Origin of the sequence: Ideonella azotifigens, assembly GCF_021043325.1 — a bacterium.
GTDB lineage: Bacteria > Pseudomonadota > Gammaproteobacteria > Burkholderiales > Burkholderiaceae_C > Ideonella > Ideonella azotifigens.
In genome coordinates, this window is sequence record NZ_JAJNKD010000027.1 from 12,208 (window position 1) to 28,390 (window position 16,183).

Annotated in this window: 15 protein-coding genes; all 15 read left to right on the forward strand. The window is 68.7% G+C overall.

Translation table 11 applies throughout. The annotated features are described in order from the left end of the window. Positions 1-14 precede the first annotated feature (14 nt). The 15 genes from LRH25_RS31395 to LRH25_RS31465 are packed head-to-tail and all read left to right on the forward strand — an operon-like array spanning position 15 to position 16,183. Positions 15-611 carry a DNA circularization N-terminal domain-containing protein gene (locus LRH25_RS31395; protein ID WP_231013170.1) on the forward strand — a complete coding sequence of 199 codons (597 nt, stop codon included), beginning with the start codon at positions 15-17 and terminating at the stop codon, positions 609-611. Next, the gene (locus tag LRH25_RS31400; RefSeq protein WP_231013171.1) at positions 608-4,024 is read left to right on the forward strand and encodes a hypothetical protein; all 3,417 of its coding nucleotides are present in this window, start codon (positions 608-610) and stop codon (positions 4,022-4,024) included. The genes LRH25_RS31395 and LRH25_RS31400 overlap by 4 nt, the downstream gene beginning before the upstream one ends. Further along, positions 4,024-6,183 carry an RHS repeat domain-containing protein gene (locus tag LRH25_RS31405; RefSeq protein ID WP_231013172.1) on the forward strand — a complete coding sequence of 720 codons (2,160 nt, stop codon included), beginning with the start codon at positions 4,024-4,026 and terminating at the stop codon, positions 6,181-6,183. Before LRH25_RS31400 ends, LRH25_RS31405 begins: the two co-directional genes overlap by 1 nt. Before the next feature lie 13 nt (positions 6,184-6,196). Then, on the forward strand, positions 6,197-7,255 hold the full coding sequence (locus LRH25_RS31410; protein ID WP_231013173.1) for a hypothetical protein: 1,059 nt from the start codon (positions 6,197-6,199) through the stop codon (positions 7,253-7,255). Positions 7,256-7,313: 58 nt separating this feature from the next. Beyond that, the gene (locus tag LRH25_RS31415) at positions 7,314-7,991 is read left to right on the forward strand and encodes a hypothetical protein (RefSeq protein WP_141287781.1); all 678 of its coding nucleotides are present in this window, start codon (positions 7,314-7,316) and stop codon (positions 7,989-7,991) included. A 6-nt stretch (positions 7,992-7,997) separates the two neighbouring features. Further along, positions 7,998-8,411 (forward strand): hypothetical protein, encoded by a 414-nt coding sequence (locus LRH25_RS31420; RefSeq protein WP_141287782.1) that lies wholly within the window; start codon positions 7,998-8,000, stop codon positions 8,409-8,411. Positions 8,412-8,413: 2 nt separating this feature from the next. After that, positions 8,414-9,151, forward strand: a complete 738-nt coding sequence (locus LRH25_RS31425; protein WP_231013174.1) for a hypothetical protein — start codon at positions 8,414-8,416, stop codon at positions 9,149-9,151. An 11-nt stretch (positions 9,152-9,162) separates the two neighbouring features. Next, positions 9,163-9,603: a GPW/gp25 family protein gene (locus LRH25_RS31430; RefSeq protein WP_141287784.1), complete on the forward strand. Its 441-nt coding sequence runs from the start codon at positions 9,163-9,165 to the stop codon at positions 9,601-9,603. Further along, complete coding sequence (locus LRH25_RS31435; RefSeq protein WP_141287785.1) at positions 9,600-11,552, forward strand: baseplate J/gp47 family protein; 1,953 nt, start codon at positions 9,600-9,602, stop codon at positions 11,550-11,552. Before LRH25_RS31430 ends, LRH25_RS31435 begins: the two co-directional genes overlap by 4 nt. A gap of 16 nt (positions 11,553-11,568) precedes the next feature. Continuing rightward, positions 11,569-12,891 carry a hypothetical protein gene (locus LRH25_RS31440; RefSeq protein WP_141287786.1) on the forward strand — a complete coding sequence of 441 codons (1,323 nt, stop codon included), beginning with the start codon at positions 11,569-11,571 and terminating at the stop codon, positions 12,889-12,891. A gap of 23 nt (positions 12,892-12,914) precedes the next feature. Then, positions 12,915-13,388, forward strand: a complete 474-nt coding sequence (locus LRH25_RS31445; protein WP_141287787.1) for a hypothetical protein — start codon at positions 12,915-12,917, stop codon at positions 13,386-13,388. Between the two features lie 41 nt (positions 13,389-13,429). After that, positions 13,430-14,572 (forward strand): hypothetical protein, encoded by a 1,143-nt coding sequence (locus LRH25_RS31450; protein WP_141287788.1) that lies wholly within the window; start codon positions 13,430-13,432, stop codon positions 14,570-14,572. Between the two features lie 15 nt (positions 14,573-14,587). Further along, positions 14,588-15,124, forward strand: a complete 537-nt coding sequence (locus LRH25_RS31455; RefSeq protein ID WP_141287789.1) for a hypothetical protein — start codon at positions 14,588-14,590, stop codon at positions 15,122-15,124. A 12-nt stretch (positions 15,125-15,136) separates the two neighbouring features. Beyond that, positions 15,137-15,397, forward strand: a complete 261-nt coding sequence (locus LRH25_RS31460; RefSeq protein WP_141287790.1) for a hypothetical protein — start codon at positions 15,137-15,139, stop codon at positions 15,395-15,397. A 15-nt stretch (positions 15,398-15,412) separates the two neighbouring features. Further along, on the forward strand, positions 15,413-16,183 hold the full coding sequence (locus LRH25_RS31465) for a hypothetical protein (protein ID WP_141287791.1): 771 nt from the start codon (positions 15,413-15,415) through the stop codon (positions 16,181-16,183).

Below are 16,183 nucleotides of genomic sequence, written 5' to 3' on the forward strand. Positions count from 1 at the left end.
GCAAAAGGCTTGAGATGGCGCTCGAACTCGCCGGCGTGGTGCTGGACAAGCTGCTCAGCATCGACGTGACCGAAGGCGCGCGCTTCGTGCGCCATGCCGTGCCCGGCCAGGAGGGCGACTATGCGCAGGCGCTTGGCCGGCCCAGCGTGCAGATCCGCGTGCGCGGCATCTGCTACGGCGACGGTGCGGCCGACGACATCCAGACCCTGCGCGGCCACCTGCTGGGCCGTGCGCCGGTGGACTTCCTGTGCGAGATCACCGGCCAGGGCTACTTCTCGCAGGTGCTGGTGGACAAGCTCGAAGTCGGCCAGCGGGCGGGCCGGCTGGACGAGTTCGACTTCAGCTGCGAGCTGACCGAGTACCTGCCGCCGCCCCCGCCGCCAGCATCCAGCCCGTTTGGTGACATCGACACCAGCCTGCTGGACGAAGCCGGCGCGCTGATGGATGACGTGCAGAACGCGCTGGCCGAGGTCGCCGGCCTGGTGGACCTGATCGCCGGCGCCGCCGACTTCGCCAACCCCACGACCCGGCTGCCCGGCATGCTGGACGCCTTCAGCGGCGCCACTGGCGGTGCGGCCGGCGCGCTCTCGGCCATCGGGGAACTGCTGTGACCGGTGCCACCGCCAGCCTGCCCGACCTGGGCCCGGCGCTGGACGCCGCGACCAACGCGCAGACGGGCCTGTCCAGCTTCATGGACGTGGCCGGTTCGCTGGCGAGTGGCGACTCGGGTTCTCCATTGGGCGCCGTGACGCAGGCCTTTGGCGGTGTGCAGGGCGCGCTGGACATCGATGTCAGCGGCCTGTCCGAAGCGCTGCCCAAGGCCATCAGCACGATCCAGAACGCCCTGCCTGGCGACGCGCTGGCCTTCATCGAGAACCTCAACGAAAGCTACCAGGGCCTGTCGGACTTTCTCGCCAACAGCCCGCTGGTTCAGCAGATCCACCCCGGCGACAGCCTGGAGCAGACCGCGCTGAAGCTGATCGAGGCCGTGCTCAGCGCCTTCAGCGACCGGCTGGCCGAACTCGGCAGTACGCTGATCGACACCGACACGCTGGCCCAGGTCACCGCCGCCTTGGGCACCATCGAGCAGTTGGCCGGCGGCCAGGTGCCCTCGGCCGACGACCTGCTGAACTTCCTCGCCCAGCAGCTGGTGGGCGTGGACCACGACCTGCTCGCCGGTGCCAGCCAGCACCTGGACGGCGCGCTGGCGCTGATCCAGCCGCTCACCGCTGGTGGCATCGAGGGCCTGATCGGCACGGTGCGCGACCAGGCCGCCCTCAGCTTCCAGGCCCTGGCCAACGCCATCGTCAGCTTCGACGCGGCAGACGCTGCTGCCTACGCAGCGCTGGAGGCGCTGCTGCAAGCCTGGTCCGACGCGCTGGGCCTGGCCTTCGACGCGATTGACGCCGGCTGCGACGCGCTGACCGCGCTGGTCGCGGACGACGCCTGGGACACGCTGTTCTCGGCCTATGCCACCGTGCTCGGCGCCGTGCCGCTGGTCGAGCTGCCCAGCGTGGACGACGCGGTCGATGCGATCGCCTCGGTGATCGAATCGCTGCTGTCGCGGCTGCGCATGAGCCTGTCGCCGCAGGACTTGGCGGCCCAGATCGCGCGCGCTTCCAACGGCGTGCACGAGATGTTCGCCGCCTCGCCGCTGTCGCAGGTCCAGCAGATCCTGATCGACTTCATTGGCAAGATCCAGCAGGCCATGGCAGACGTGCCGACCGAGCAGGTGCAGCTGGCCGTGAGCGGCATGCTCTCGCGCGTCAAGCAGGAGCTGGACGCGCTGCACATCGACCAGGTTCGCACCGGCATTGCCGAAGGCTTCCAGGCCGCGCACGACTTCATCGAGCAGAACATTGGCGACGACCTGCTGGGCGACCTGAGCAGCACGCTGGCCGACGCGCTGGACCAGTTCAAGCAGATTCCGATTGCCGACGTGGCCGACGCCATTGGCGACGTGGTGCAGCAGGCCGGTTCGCTGATCCAGCAACTGGCCAGCGACCTGTCTTCCGCGCTAGACGACCTGAAGGCCTTGCTGGCCCAACTCGACGGGCTGGACTTCAAGCCGGTGGCCGACGAGGTCATCGACGAGATCGACGCGCTGAAGGCCAAGCTCTCGGCCATCAAGCCCGAGTCGCTGTCCGAACCCGAGAAGATCGCCATCCAGGGCGGCCTGGCGCTGCTGCGCGCGGTGGACCTCGAAGGCATGATCGAGACCCAGCTGAAGACGGGTTTCAAGACCATCGACGACGAGCTGGCCGAAGCAGTGCAGGCCGTGCTGGACGCCTGGAACAACTTCCGCGACCGCATCATCGGCTTCGACGGCAGCGCCATCCTGGCGCCTGTCAATGCGCTGCTGGACCAGGTCGAGAAGTCGGTCAACGGCATCAATGCCACGCTGGTGCTGGCGCCGCTGGACGGGCTGGTCGACGAACTCGTGGCCCAGGCCGACAAGCTCTCGCCTGGCCAACTGCTGGAACCGCTGAAAGCGCCTTACCAGCAGATGATGGCCGCCATCAACCGCGCCAGCCCGGACGTGTGGGTCGAGCCCTTGCGCCTGCTGCACACCGAGATCGACCGCCTGGTCGACCTGATCGACATCACGCCGCTGCTGGACACGCTGGAGCAGAAGGAGCGCGAGCTCTTCACCCAGGCCCGCGACGGCCTGGCCAGCGCGCTGGACAGCGTGCACCTGCCGCCGCCGCTGGACACGTTTTTCGAGACCATGAAGGCCTTGATGCTGGGCCTGGCCGATGCGGTGTTTGGCGACCCGGACGGCGCGCTGCGCCAGTACAACCTGACGCTGGGCGACAGCGTCAAGCCCAGCAGCCTGTTCAAGCCGCTGGACCTGGTGTTCGACCAGCTGATGGCCGCGGTGGACAAGCTGCCGGTGGCCGACGTGGCCAGCGCGCTCGAAGCCATCCGCACGGGGCTGGGCATGGCCTTGCCGGCGTTGAACCCGGCCCAGGTCACGCGCTTGTTGCGCGAGGCCCAGCAGCGGGTGGACGCGCTCTCGCCCAGCGCGCTGGCCGGCGCCGTGACGCTGCCGGCGCTGCGCGTGCGGCTGGACGCGCAGATCGCGCTGTCGGCCGGTAACGGCGCCGCCAAGGCCTCGCTGAGCGCGAAGTTCGACCTGGTGCTGGCGCCGCTGAAGCTGGATGTGCCCAGTTCGCGCCTGCAGCAGCTGGACGGCCGCGTGCGCGAGCTCTCCGCCGCCTTGCGCCAGCGCATCAACGGCCTGGACGCCAGCGGCGCGCAGGCCGCCTACAACCGCCTGAACAGCGGCCTGGCCAAGATGCTGCCGGCCTTCCTGACCCAGCCGCAACCCATCACCGCCGACACGCTGCACGGCGCGCTCGCCACGCTGCGCCCTTCCACCAAGGCACGCCGCATCGACCTCGCGGTCGACCGCTTCCTCGGCGACCTGGCGCCGCTGCAGGCCGCGCTGGACGATGCCGTCAACGGCTTCTTCGGCGAGATCCGCCAGGCCGCACTGGTGCTGCACCCGGCCGGGCTGAAGACGGCGGTTTCCGGCGTCTACGACACGCTGCGTGCCAAGCTCAACATCCTGGACCCTGACGCGCTGGCCGCCGAACTGAAGACCACCGTTTGGGACCCGCTGATGGACCCGCTCAAAGCCATCGACCCGGCAGCGATCCAGGTCCAGCTCGATGCGCTGTACCAGCAACTGGTGGCCAAGATCACCGGCAGCCTGCGCGGCATGCTCACGCAGCTGAAGCAGGCCATCGACGGCTTCCTGAACCAGGTGCGGGCCGAACTCAAGAAAGTGCTGGACGCGCTGAAGGCCCAGCTCGAAGCCATCCTGGCTGACGTGACCGCCTTGCTGCAGCAGGTGGACCAGCTCATCGTGCACGACCTGCTGGAACGCCTGCTGACGCTGCTGGCCAACCTGCAGACCAGCTTCGACCAGCAGCTCGACCGCGTGCTCAACGAGTTCGACACCATGCTGAACGCGATCCCGCTGGGCGCGCCGTCCCAATCTTCCGCACTGGCCCTGTGATGGACGCCCTGCAACGCCTGCAAGCCTTCGACGCCACGCAACGCGCGGCGCGCGACACGCGCTGCGAGCAGGGCCTGCCGGTCGAAGTGCACGAAGGCCCGCAGCTCTGCAGCTACGCCTGGCAGGCTGGCGAACTCGCCACCCTCACCGAGCCCGACGGCACCCGCTACGACTACCGCTATGGCGTGGACGGCCGCCTCACCGAGGTCGACCGCAACGGCCGCGCATGGGCGCGCTACAGCTACGACGCCTCCGGTCGGCTGACCGAAGCCAGGCGTGCGGATGGCGAGCGCGCGCACGATTACGACGCCCAGGGCAAGCTGCTGCGCACCCGCCGCGGCGGCGCCAGCCCGTGGGTCTACCGCTGGGTGGGCGGCCGTGTCAGCGAAGCGCGGTCGGACCACGAACATACCGCGTTCGACTACGACGAGGCGGGCCGCTTGATCGGCCTGACGCAGCGCGTCGACGGCGTGGCACTCAGCCTGCGTTTCGACTTCGATGCCAACGGCCGCCTCGCGCAGGTCAGCTTCCCCGAGTGGGACCAGCGCATCGGCTTCGAATGGGACGTGCGTGGCCGTGCCACCGAAGTCAGCTGGAACGGCGCGACCGCGGCAGAGCTGGGCAGCGACGACGCGCAGCGCCTGGCCTGGCACCGCGGGCCGGACAAGCTGCTGCACCAGACCTGGCACGACCCCGAGTCCGGCCAGTCCCTGCGCGAACAACTGACGCTGGCCGGCCGCGAGCTGTGGGCGTGTGCGCTGGAACGCGACGCCGCGTTCCGGCTTTCGCGCGAAGGCGAACGCCAGCACCGCTACGACGCGCAAGGCCGGCTGATGGAAGCCACCGAAGGCGCGCAGGCCTGGCGCTACGCCTTCGGTCCGGCCGACGAGGTGGTGGGCGAGGGCGACGACTTCGCCATCGACTGCGACGCCGTGGGCCGTGTGCTGCGCGTGCGGGACGCGGCTGGTGAGAAGGTCTACCGCTACGACGACGCGGGCGAGCTCGAATCGCTGCTGGTCAACGGCGAATGCGTGGGCCGCTTTGTCTATGACCACAAGGGACGGCTGGTCGCCAAGCACGGCCAGTCCGGCGGCGAGCGCTACCTCTACGGCGCAGACGATGGCCTGCTCGCGGTGGCCGACGGACACGGCCGGCCGAAGTTCATCGTGCTGCGCCTGCCCACCGGCGTGGTCGGCCTGGTGGACTTCCGCGGCAACCCGCAAGGTGAGCTGCGCAGCCTGCATGCCGATGCCGGTGGCAACCTGGTCTTCTGCGGCGAAGAAGGGCCGTATCGCTACGACCCGTTCGGTGTGCCTCTGCGAGCGGATGGCGAGGTGCCGGCCATGTACCGCGGCCGCTTCTGGCATGCGGAGCTGGGCCTGTACCGCCTGGGCGCGCGCTGGTACGACCCGCGGCTGCGCCGCTTCCTGACGCCCGACAGCCACACCGGCGCACCGGACGATGCGCGCCTCGTCAGCCCGTTTGTGCTGGCTTCGGCGCAGCGCATGCAGCGCGCCGGCCTGCTGGCCGACTGGCTGCGCGAGCCGCGGCTGCGCTGCCGTTACGCCTACTGCGCCAACGACCCGGTCAACCGCTTCGACCCGAACGGCCACTGGAGCTTTGGCGGCGTTTTGCTGTCGCTGCTGGGCGTGATCTGGACGCTGCCGAACACCGCGTTCGGCCTGGCCATCGAGGTCAGCATCCTGATCGGCGAAGTGGTGCGCTGGCTGGTCTGGGCTTTCACGCTGGGCCATGTGAGCTGGCAGACCCCCGGCTTCGACGTCGCCTCTTCCGGCAGGCTGAATGCCTTTGCGCTGGTCTTCAAGGGCGGCTGGCTGGGCTCGTTCGACGGGCTGCTGGGCATCACCTTCGGCAACGTCTTCTTCGTCAACGGCGAGTACGAACAGAACGCCGCCTGGCAGGCCTTGCCGGATCCGGTCTCGCCGCCGGCCTACAGCGGCGCGGTGAGCATCCCGAAGTCCCAGGCGCTTTACGAGCACGAGCTGCGCCATGTGAACCAGTACGGCTGGTTCGGCCCGTTTTTCCACCTCGGCCTGCCGCTGTTCGGCGTGTACCTGTGGGACGTGATCCTGCACGGCTACCAGGACGCCGAGCTGGAAAAGGATGCCCGCGCCCACGGCGGCTTCCCCACGAATTGAGGGCCTCGCAAACATGGCTGGCCTGAACCCCCGTTTCGCCTTCACCGCTGGCAGCCTGAGCGCAGACAGCAGCGCGCCGGTGGCTGCACCCTCGCGCTTTGTCGTCGAGCGCAGCCTGGACGTGCCGCTGGACGGCTTGCGCGTGCTGCTGGCCGAAAGCGGCGGCGTGGCCGTGGGCGACCCTGTGACGCTGGACCTGGGCGATGAGGACGGGCTGGAGCGAGTCTTCACCGGCAGCGTGGCCGAGTTGCGGCCGCGGCTGGGCGGCTGCCAGCTGGTCTGCGTGGGCACGCTGCTGTCGCTGGTGGAACTGCGCGTGGCCTCGTTCTACCAGCAGCAAAGTGCCGGTGACGTGGTGCGCGACCTGATTGGCCAGGCCGCGCTGGAAGCCGGCCAGATCGAAGACGGCGTGACGCTGGCGCGCTACGCCTTCGAGCGCCGGCAGGGTGCGCACACGCAGCTGCGCCGGCTGGCCGAGCGGCTGGGCTTTTCGCTGTTCAGCGACCGCGAGGGCAAGGTCAATTTCCGCGGCGTGGGGGCTGCGGCTTCGCTTGGCAGTGGCGGCGTGGGCGGCGCCCTGGGCGCGGCTGCGGGTGCTGCCGGTGCGCTGGGCTTGGGCGGTGCTGGCAGCCTGGCCTATGGCAAGCATTTGCTCGCCGCCGAAGCCATGCTGCAGCCGGCGCTTGCACGCCAGGTCACGGTCGGCGGCGAGAGCCCGATGTCCGGCCAGGGCGAGGACAAGAGCTTTTGGCTGACTGCCACCGACAGCGCCTATGAAGACTCCGCCGGCAGCGGCGACGAGTGGCTGATCACCGACCCCGCGGCCCGCACCAAGGACATGGCCGGCCGCTTTGCCGCCGGTTATGCGGCCGGTTTCGCACGTCGAGCAGCGGCCATCCGCCTCAGCGTGCTGGGCATGCCGGCGCTGGAGCTGGGCGACGCCATGAGCGCCAGCGATGCGCCCGAGGCTGGCCTGAACGCCAGCGGCACCATCACCGCGCTGCGCCACCGCTTTGGCGAGCGCGACGGCTTTGTCACCGAGCTGACCCTCGCCACGGAGCCGCAGCCATGAGCGCGCCGGGCCGCTCCCAAGCGCTCATCCCGAAGCACGCAGTGCGGAGGGACTTCCAATGAACGAGCTCATGGACATGGTGCGCCGCCTGGTGCGCGAGGAGCTGGCGCTGCGCCGCGGCCCGCAGCTGGCCACGGTCACGGCCATCAGCGCGCATGAAAGCGACTCGGACACCAACAACTACGAAGCCGACGTGCGCCTTAAGCACGACGGGCTGGAACTGCCCAAGGTGCCGATCGCCGTGCCGCACGTGGGCATTGCCGCGCCGCCGCGCGTGGGCGACCTGGTGCTGGTCGAGTTCCTGGACATGGACCTGCAGCAGCCGCTGATCTGCGGCCGCTTTTATCACGACCAGGAGCGCGCCCCGCTGTTCAAGGAGAGCGACGTGCTGTTCGAGCACCGCCTGCCCGACGGCACGCTGAACCACCTGCGCATGGCGGCAGACGGCAGCCTGTTCCTGCAGCGCGACGTGACCAAGCCCGAGGACAACAGCGAGTGCAAGGCCGGCCTGCGCATCGACCCGCAAGGCCTGATCGAGCTGAAGTCCGGTGACGATTTCGTGCTGACCATCGACCCTGCCGGCAGCATCACGCTGCAGTCCAAGGACAAGGACGTGAAGATCGACTGCAAGACGCTGACGGTCACTGGCGACGCTCATGTGCAGGGCAAGATCACCGTGGACGGCGACGGCAAGATCGCCGGCATCTCGATCTCCGGCACCGAGATCTCGGCGTGAACCACGATGGCCAACATCACGCTCAAGGGCCCCGTCATGCTGCGCGGCAACCTCAGCTTCAGCGGCGGCAAGCTGATCGTCGGCTCGGCCGAGGCGCTGGTGGTGGTGACGGGTGGCGATTCGCCGCAGTGCAATGGCGCGCCGCCGGTGCTGCTGCCGCCACCGCCCGCGTCGCCCACCTTCCCGCAGCCCACGGTGTGGATCATCAGCAGCTTCAACCAGACGGTGAAGGTCAACAACAAGGCCATCGTTGCGCTGGGCATGGTGATGCAGGGGCAGGCCGGCGCACCGTGGCCCGGCATGATGCTGCCCGGCAGCGGCCCGGCGCTGATCAACGGCATCCCGATCAACATCGTCGGCGACCAGGCGGTGATCTTCCCGTCCGGCGGTTCGGCGTCGTTCACGTCCAGCGGGCAATGACCATGGCCGACGTGACCTTGACCATCACGCAACCGGCCAACGGCGCCGGCTTGATCGGTCCGGTCACACTGGTCGGCAGTGCGGTGGGCAACACCGCGGGCCTGTTCTTCAAGTGGTTCTCATCCCTGAACAGTGCCGCCACCGAAGCCAAGCCCGAGATCAACCCGCTGGACCACAGCCTGGCCGCGCTCAGCCATGCCATCCCGGTGCTGGGCGAATTCGGCAGCCACGCACTGGTGCTGGCCGCGACCGACCGCGAAGGCATCGACCTGGCATCCGTCAAGGCCATCACACGTTCCGCATTGGCCGGCGGCGCGCCACCGGCCGCGCCCACGCCTTGCGTGGTGCACCAGCTTGCCGGCGCGCAGTTCCTGAACCCGGCCAGCGACGGCCTGAACCTCTCGAAGGCCAGCGCGACGATCGACTTCCTCGCGCCCGGCGCCTGGCTCAAGCCCGGCCCGGCCAACACCTGGGTCGCCAACACCGACTACCAGGCGCTGAACGGCGTGCTGCTCAGCCTTCGACTGGAGCCGGACGGCCCGGCTGACGCCGCCCACAGCGCCGACATCGCGCTGAACCTGCCTGCGCTGCCGTTTTTCCGCCAGAACGACAAGACCTGGCTGCGCAAGACCGGCCCCTTGCCCGTCAACCTCGGCACCGGTGCCTACCGCCTGCTGCTGAAAGCCAGCGCGGGCGGGCAGACCGTCACCGTGACCCGGCACATCAACTTGAGCGCCTGAGGACACAGCACATGGCCCAACCCGCAACCCATCTTTTCGGCACCGACCTCGCACTTCGCGACGTGGCCGGCGCCGCCGACTTCACGTTCCAGGGCGTGGTTGGCGGCAGTGGCGACCTGGCGCTGGCCATCGGCAACGACAACATCGTGCAGGCGCTGACGATGCGGCTGCGGGTTCGCGTGGGCGAGCTGGCGCCGTTGGGCTGGGCCGATTACGGCTCGCGGCTGCACGAGCTGATCGGCGAACCGGACCTGGCGCGCACGCGGCTCAAGGCCCAGGTCTTTGCGCGCGACGCGGTGCAGGCCGACCCAAGGGTCGAGCAGGTGCTGTCGGTCGACATCGTCCGCATTCCCGGCGAGCGCCAGGTGCTGCGGCTGGCGCTGCTGGTGCAGCTCTTCCAGGCCTCGCAGCCATTGAACCTGGTCCACGACCTCGCGTTGGAGACTACATGATCGTCGACGTTGGCAACCCCTTCTCGCGGCCCTACGGTTCGCTGGTCGAGTCGCTGCAGGACAGCCTGCTGCTGGGCGTGGCGCAGCCGGCGACGCTGGAGCTGATTTTTGTCGGGCACGCCGAGACGGACTCCCTGAGCTATCCGATCAGGGGACCAGGTCCCGTCAGCGGGCTGGCCGCGCAGATCACGGGCTTCGCAGGCGGCAAGCCGGCGGTGTTCGACATTGAGGTTCACTACCGTTACTCGGTCGGCCAACTGGTCTGGAACAGGTCGCCAGGCTATCCCGGCGAGGAAGCTCCGCCGGGCTGGTACCCGGACGACAACTCGCGCCTGACCGTCGGCTACAGCTACCGCGACCTGCCTTCGGGCATCACCGACTTCAACGCCGGCAGCGTGGCCGGCACGCTGGTGCGCGCGGTCTCGCGCGAGCTGAAGCTGCTGTACGAACAGATGGACCAGGCCTTCCAACGCGCCTTCATCGACTATGCGCAAGGCGTGGCGCTGGACAACGTGGTGGCGCTGCTGGGCATCGTGCGCAACCCAGCACTGCCGGCGCAAGGCGAGGTCACGTTTTCGCTCAAGCGCGCGCCACGCAACGACGTGATGATCCCGCTGGGCACGCGCGTGGCCGATGCGCGCGGCCGCCTCTTCAAGGTCACCACGGCCGGCGTGATCCCTGCCGTCGTCGTCGAGAACTTCGCCGCGGCCAAGGTGCTGCACGTCACGCAGGCGATTGCCAGCCTGGCCAGCGTGCAGCTCAAGGGCGTGGCCGGCAACCTGGTCACGGTGGACAGCGCGCTCGGCAAGCCCTTTGGCGCCGACGGGCTCACGGTGACGCTGGCCGCCGCGCCGCCCGTGGGTTCGACGGTGGTTGTCAGCTACCTGGCCAAGGCGCCGAACGTCACGGTGCCGGTCATCGCGTTGGACAACGGCCCCGAGGGCAACCTCGGCTCCGACAGCCTCACGGTGATGCCCACGCCGCCTCGCGGCGTGGACGGCGGCGTGACGAATGCCAAGCCACTGACCGGCGGCGAAGCGGCCGAGGCCGACGACCCGCTGCGCGAGCGCGCCAAGCACGCGCTGGAGCGCGCCGGCAATGCCACGCTGAACGCGATCCGCTTTGCGGTGCTGAGCATCGACGGGGTCGACAGCGTTGAGGTGAGCGACTTCTCGGTCGACTCGCAGATCCCGCTGGGCGAGGTCCGGGTGCTGTTTTCCACCGGCAAGCCGGAGATCGAGGATGCCGTCAAGGCGACGGTGGACAAGACGCGCGCCGCCGGCATCCGCGCGAACGTCAAGAAGGTCTCCACCGTCACGCTGTCGGGCCAGTTCCTGGTCATCCCGGACGTGGCCGGCGCTGGCAAGGAAGCCTTTGCGCGCTACAAGACCGCGGTGGTCAAGGCGTTGAACGGCCTGGGCATTGGCGAGCCGGTGTCGGCACGCAAGCTGTCCTCGCTGGTGTTCCAGGTCGCCGGGCTGGCGGACGTGGGCGAGGCACAGCTGAATGCCGATGGCGTGCCGGTCACGACCGATCCGTTCCTGATCCAGCCGGGCGCGCAGGTTCGGCCCGATGAAGGCGCGATTTCGGTGTTGCCCTTGCAGGCCCTGGCAGTGAGCAACGCCAAGCTCACCGGTGGCAACACGCTGGCCTGCACGGTTGCGATCCGCGATGACGCCGATCTGCCCGTGACGCTGCGCAACTTCAAGCTGGCGCTCACGGTTTCGGTGCGCGGCCGGCCCACCGCGGCGCCCAGCCAGTCCTTGCAGCAGGTTGGGCAGACCACAGGCACCGTCACCTTCACCAATGCCAGCAGCGCCGCGGCCACGTTCGCGACGATCAGCATTCCTGGCCTTGCCGGCTTGGAAGCCGCATCGCTGCAGGTGATGGTCCAGGCCTCAGCCTACCCTGGCATGCGCGGCGGCCCTGCGCCGCTGGCCCTGGCGTGAACAGGCGGAGCGCAAGATGAGTTTCAAGACGGATCGTCTCGTCGCGCTGTTCCCGGACGTCTACGCGGCGCACGAGGACGGCTCGCTGCTCTACACCGTGCTGGACGCGCTTGGTGCCGAGCTGATGCAGGCCGATGCGGCCATCAAGGACCTGCTGAAGTCGCACTGGATCGATTACGCCAGGGGCGGCGGGCTGGACGGGCTGGGCGCGCTGCTGGGCGTGGCCCGGCGGCTGCTGCCGAACGGCACGCCCGAGGGCGACGACACCTTCCGCCCGCTGGTCAAGTCCACCGTCTCGTCCTTCATCGGCGGCGGCACGGTGGACGCCGTCAAGGGCGCGGTGCGCGCCGCACTGGGCCTGCCCTACGACCTGGCCTTGTTCAGGCAGCAACTGGAGTCGCGCAGCGGCACCAGCAGCGCCACGGATGCCTTGATTGCCGGGCTGGCGCAGCTGGTGCAGGTGGAGGAGTTCGCGCCCAAGCTGGAGGTGGTGCTGGGCAGCAGCCTGCCGACGGTGGGCGGCAGCACGGCGACGCTGAATCTGGACTTCAGCAGCGTGGAACCCATGCCGCCGCGCATCGAATGGACCTTCGGCCCGGGCGGCGGCCGCGGCCTGTCGATCACGCTGCAGGACACCGGCGCTGGCGTGGTGGCCGACGCGGCATTTGAGGTGCCTCAGGGTCAGGCGCTGGTGATCACAGGCTCGACGGTGGCCGAATTCAGCGCGTCCATCGCCAGCACCGACGTCAGCAGCCAGTTCAGGATGCTCGATGGCGTGTCGCCGCCTGCCTTGCCCGCCGTGCCTTCGGGCGCGTCGAAGTGGGTCTTCAAGGCTGCCCGCGGCGCGGTGTTCGACGCTTCGGCCTTCGACCGCGACGAGACCTTCGACAGCGCCGGTTTTTCGGTGCGCATGCAGTGGCTGCGCCTGCAGCCGCTGGTGTTCGACGTGATCGTGCCGTATTTCGTCAGCGCCGCGGTGCAGCGGCTGTTGCACGGTACGGGCTACGAGGACCGCTTCAAGTTGTTCAAGGGCCTGTCGCTGGACGCCATGCAGCGCGTGGTCGACAACAGCCGCGCAGCCGGCGTGCGCGGCATGGTGCAGTACGCGATCAACCTGCCGTTCGAGTCCAGCGAGCGCCAGCCCTGGGAAGACCAGGCGGCCAAGGAACAGTTCAGCGCGCTGCTGGACCAGCGCAACACCGAGACCCAGGACGCCAGCGAGGCGCTGGCCATTGGCGCGCTGGACAGCGAGTCCGAGCACCACGACGCCAGCGAGCGATTCGTGATTGGCGGCGTCTACAACGTTGCGGTCTTCGACGGCGCGTTCGGTTTCTTATAGACAAGACACAGCGGAGCAAGACCATGCAGGAAAACATGAACATGCAAGGCCGGGTGCGGCTGATTGCCCAGGCGCGGGACGGCAGCATCCTGCTCGACCGCAGCCATGCCAATCGCATCGTGCAGGCGGGCAGGGCGCTGGTGGCGCAGCGCTTTGCCGGCGTGCCAGGCACACCGCCGGCCATCGTCAGCCACATGGGCGTGGGGACGGGATTCACCGCGCCGGCCGACGGCGACCTGAAGCTGGTGGCCGAGCGCGCGCGCAACCCGGTGGCCGCGCCGGTCTACAGCAACGTCGTCGACGGCGGCATCAGCCGCATCAAGGTCAGCCTGCAGACCGTCTTCGACTTCGGCGAAGCCAATGGCGCCGAGCCGCTGCGCGAGGCCGGCATCTTCACCGCGGCCACCGGCGGCACGATCTACAACCGCGTCGTCTTCGACGCCGTGACCAAGGCCAACACCTTCAAGCTCACGCTGATCTGGGACATCGTCTTCTGACGTGACCCGCTCGGCCGCAATGCACCTTCAGGAGACGCCCCATGGCCTTCACGCCCGACCTGCCATTTCCCAAGAGCGCCGGAGATCCGCTCAAGTCCAAGGACTGGAACGACCTCGTCGTCGAAACCAAGCGCCTGGACACCGCCAAGGTCGAACGCGCCGGTGACGCGATCACCGGCTCGCTGTCGGTGTCCGGCACGCTGGCCGTCGGCAAGACGGTGGCCACGTCCACAGCCAAGCTCGATGTGGCCGGCACCCTGGCGCTCAATGACAACAACCTGATGCTGCGCGCCGGCAACGACACCTTCCACGGGCTGGGCTGGTTCGGCACCGGCAAGCTGTTCGCCAGCACCAATCCCGACGGCCCCGTGCTTTGGGGCAATGCCGGTGGCGCGCTGGGGACCCAGGCGGGCGGAACGCAGAAGGTCGCACTCAGCTGGAACAGCAGCGGCAATGTCGCGATCGGCGTGGCGTCGACCGAGCTGAAGGTGGACATTGGGGACCGCATCCGCTTGCGCCAGGGCGCCAGCGGCAGTGCCGGGCTGTGGCTCTACCAGACCACGCCGGCTGCAGACCGAGCCTTCATCGGCATGGCGGGCGACACCACCGTGGGCCTGTACGGCACCACGGCGGGCTGGTCGCTGACCACGGACACGAACACCGGCACAGTTGGCGTGCGAAGCTTGCCTCAGACCTATGCGGCCTGCTACGTGAACGCAACTTCCATCGGCTATGGGCTGGAAGTGATTGGTGCCACATCGTATGCGGTGTATGCCGGAGGCCGCATTTTCGACACCAGCATTCGCAGCATCGTTCGCGCCACGAACTCGACGAACACCACGTCCACTGGCTATGTGGACGTGCCCAACATGCAGACCAGCGTGACGGTGCCGGCCAACATCTACAGGTGGTTCCAGATCCACGTGTTCATCAACGGCGTGCAGACCCAAGGGCCTGCCAATGTCGCCGGCTACTTCAGGCTTCTGGTCGATGGCAGCGTGTATGACGTTACCCGCCACGAGTTCAACAACAACGGCTGGGAGCTGCGCGGCGTCACGCTGGCCACGATGGTCTACCTCGGCGCGGGCAATCACACGATTTCGGTGCAATGGGCCACCACCGCCGGCACCTTGTACTGCTGCTGGTACGGCGATTCGCGCCAGATCCAGATCGTCGAACTCTGAGCACCGGGAGATCGCATGAACATCATCATCGACAAGCGCAGCCACGCAGTGCTGTTCCAGGTCAACGTGGACGCTGGCCGGGAGCTGAAGCCGGAAGAACTTTTCCCAGGGTTCGATCCCAAGACCATGGTCTTCGGCCGCGCCCCTCTGCCCTACGTGCCCGCCCGCTTCGAGATCAGGGACGGCGTGGTGGTTGACCTCGATGCGCCACCGCTGCCGGCCGAGCCGGTGCCGGAGACGCTCGCTCAGGCCCGGGAGCGCAAGAAGCAGTTGCTGACTGGTGATGCCCTGGCGCAGCGCTCCAAGCTGGTGCCCGACTACCAGCTGCTGAACATCGGCCTGGGCGTCTATGACGAGACCCGCGTCGCCGGCATCAAGGCCACCGTCAACGCTTTCCGCGACGAGGTCAACCGCGTCGAAGCGCAGATCGACAAGGCCAGGACGATCAAGGAAGTGGACGCGCTGCAGCCCAGCTTCCCGGTCGCGCTGGTGCGCACCGGTGCGGTCTCCGGCACCGGACTTCCGAAGGCTGCGGCCCGTACCAAGAAATAAGGAACCTGAATCATGAGCGACATCGAATCCAAGCTGCGCCAGCGCCTGTCCGAGCTGCGCGCCGAATACGACAAGGGCCAGGAAGCCCTGCAGGGCCTGGAGAGCCAGGCCGCGAACCTGCGCGCCACGCTGCTGCGCATCAGCGGCGCGGTGCAGGTGCTGCAGGAGACGCTGGGCGATGAAGTCGAGGCGGGTGAAGTCGTGGCCGGCGAGATCGCCGCCAGCACGCCGCCGGTCAACGGCCACGCTGCGGCCCTGCCACCGGCGCACTGAGCCCGGGTCGCCGCCATGCTGCTCGCGCTGCAGACCGCCATCACCGCCTTGCTGGGCGATTCGCTGCCAGCGCTGTTTGTCGGCGACGGCGGCGTGCAGACCAGCTACGGCCTGGACAGCTGGACCTTCGACCCGAACTCGGCCGACCCGGTCGCTGGCGAGCCCGGCCCGGAAGACGCGGTGGACCTGCTGCCCTTCGACCCGATGGCGCCCACCGGCCCCTACGCGCTGACACGCCCGCCATACCCCGGCCCAAAGCGTGTCTACCTGCGCTCTGCCGTGGGCGACCTGATCCCCCTGTCGCCCACCGAGCTGAGCTGGGACCTGGCCGACGCCAAGGCCTTCAGCGTGCTGCCGCGCCCCGGCCGCGAGCTGGAAGACTTCAACCAGCTCGAAGTGCATTACGGCGTGGTCGCCGCGGGCTCGTCGCTGAAGCTGCTGCACCAGGCCACGCTGAGCCTGAGCGCGGCCGACGACGAGACAGCCGCGCAGGTGGCCGCGTTGGCATTGGCCGTGCTGCTGCTGAACCGCGACACGCTGCGCCAGCAAGCCGGCTTTGCCTTCAACGGCGGCAGCTACCAGGCCATTGGCAGCTTCAAGAAGCTGAGTTTCGTGGCCGGCACGGTCAACGGCACGGTGGCCACGGTGAACCTGACGGCTGAGCTGGCCCTGCGCGTCGAACGCCTGCTCGGTGAAGACGAGGGCCTGCCCATCGCGCAGATCCTGTCGCCCGGCCGACCGGCCAGCGGCCGCAAGGTCGACATCGACCCGATGGTCCAGAACTAG

Bases quoted from the DNA above. Each gene is read 5' to 3' on its own strand.
- LRH25_RS31460 (WP_141287790.1), top strand. From the start codon at position 15,137: ATGAGCGACATCGAATCCAAGCTGCGCCAGCGCCTGTCCGAGCTGCGC.
- LRH25_RS31410 (WP_231013173.1), top strand. From the start codon at position 6,197: ATGGCTGGCCTGAACCCCCGTTTCGCCTTCACCGCTGGCAGCCTGAGC.
- LRH25_RS31395 (WP_231013170.1), top strand. From the start codon at position 15: ATGGCGCTCGAACTCGCCGGCGTGGTGCTGGACAAGCTGCTCAGCATC.
- LRH25_RS31405 (WP_231013172.1), top strand. From the start codon at position 4,024: ATGGACGCCCTGCAACGCCTGCAAGCCTTCGACGCCACGCAACGCGCG.
- LRH25_RS31455 (WP_141287789.1), top strand. From the start codon at position 14,588: ATGAACATCATCATCGACAAGCGCAGCCACGCAGTGCTGTTCCAGGTC.
- LRH25_RS31415 (WP_141287781.1), top strand. From the start codon at position 7,314: ATGAACGAGCTCATGGACATGGTGCGCCGCCTGGTGCGCGAGGAGCTG.
- LRH25_RS31425 (WP_231013174.1), top strand. From the start codon at position 8,414: ATGGCCGACGTGACCTTGACCATCACGCAACCGGCCAACGGCGCCGGC.
- LRH25_RS31430 (WP_141287784.1), top strand. From the start codon at position 9,163: ATGGCCCAACCCGCAACCCATCTTTTCGGCACCGACCTCGCACTTCGC.
- LRH25_RS31445 (WP_141287787.1), top strand. From the start codon at position 12,915: ATGCAGGAAAACATGAACATGCAAGGCCGGGTGCGGCTGATTGCCCAG.
- LRH25_RS31465 (WP_141287791.1), top strand. From the start codon at position 15,413: ATGCTGCTCGCGCTGCAGACCGCCATCACCGCCTTGCTGGGCGATTCG.
- LRH25_RS31435 (WP_141287785.1), top strand. From the start codon at position 9,600: ATGATCGTCGACGTTGGCAACCCCTTCTCGCGGCCCTACGGTTCGCTG.
- LRH25_RS31420 (WP_141287782.1), top strand. From the start codon at position 7,998: ATGGCCAACATCACGCTCAAGGGCCCCGTCATGCTGCGCGGCAACCTC.
- LRH25_RS31450 (WP_141287788.1), top strand. From the start codon at position 13,430: ATGGCCTTCACGCCCGACCTGCCATTTCCCAAGAGCGCCGGAGATCCG.
- LRH25_RS31440 (WP_141287786.1), top strand. From the start codon at position 11,569: ATGAGTTTCAAGACGGATCGTCTCGTCGCGCTGTTCCCGGACGTCTAC.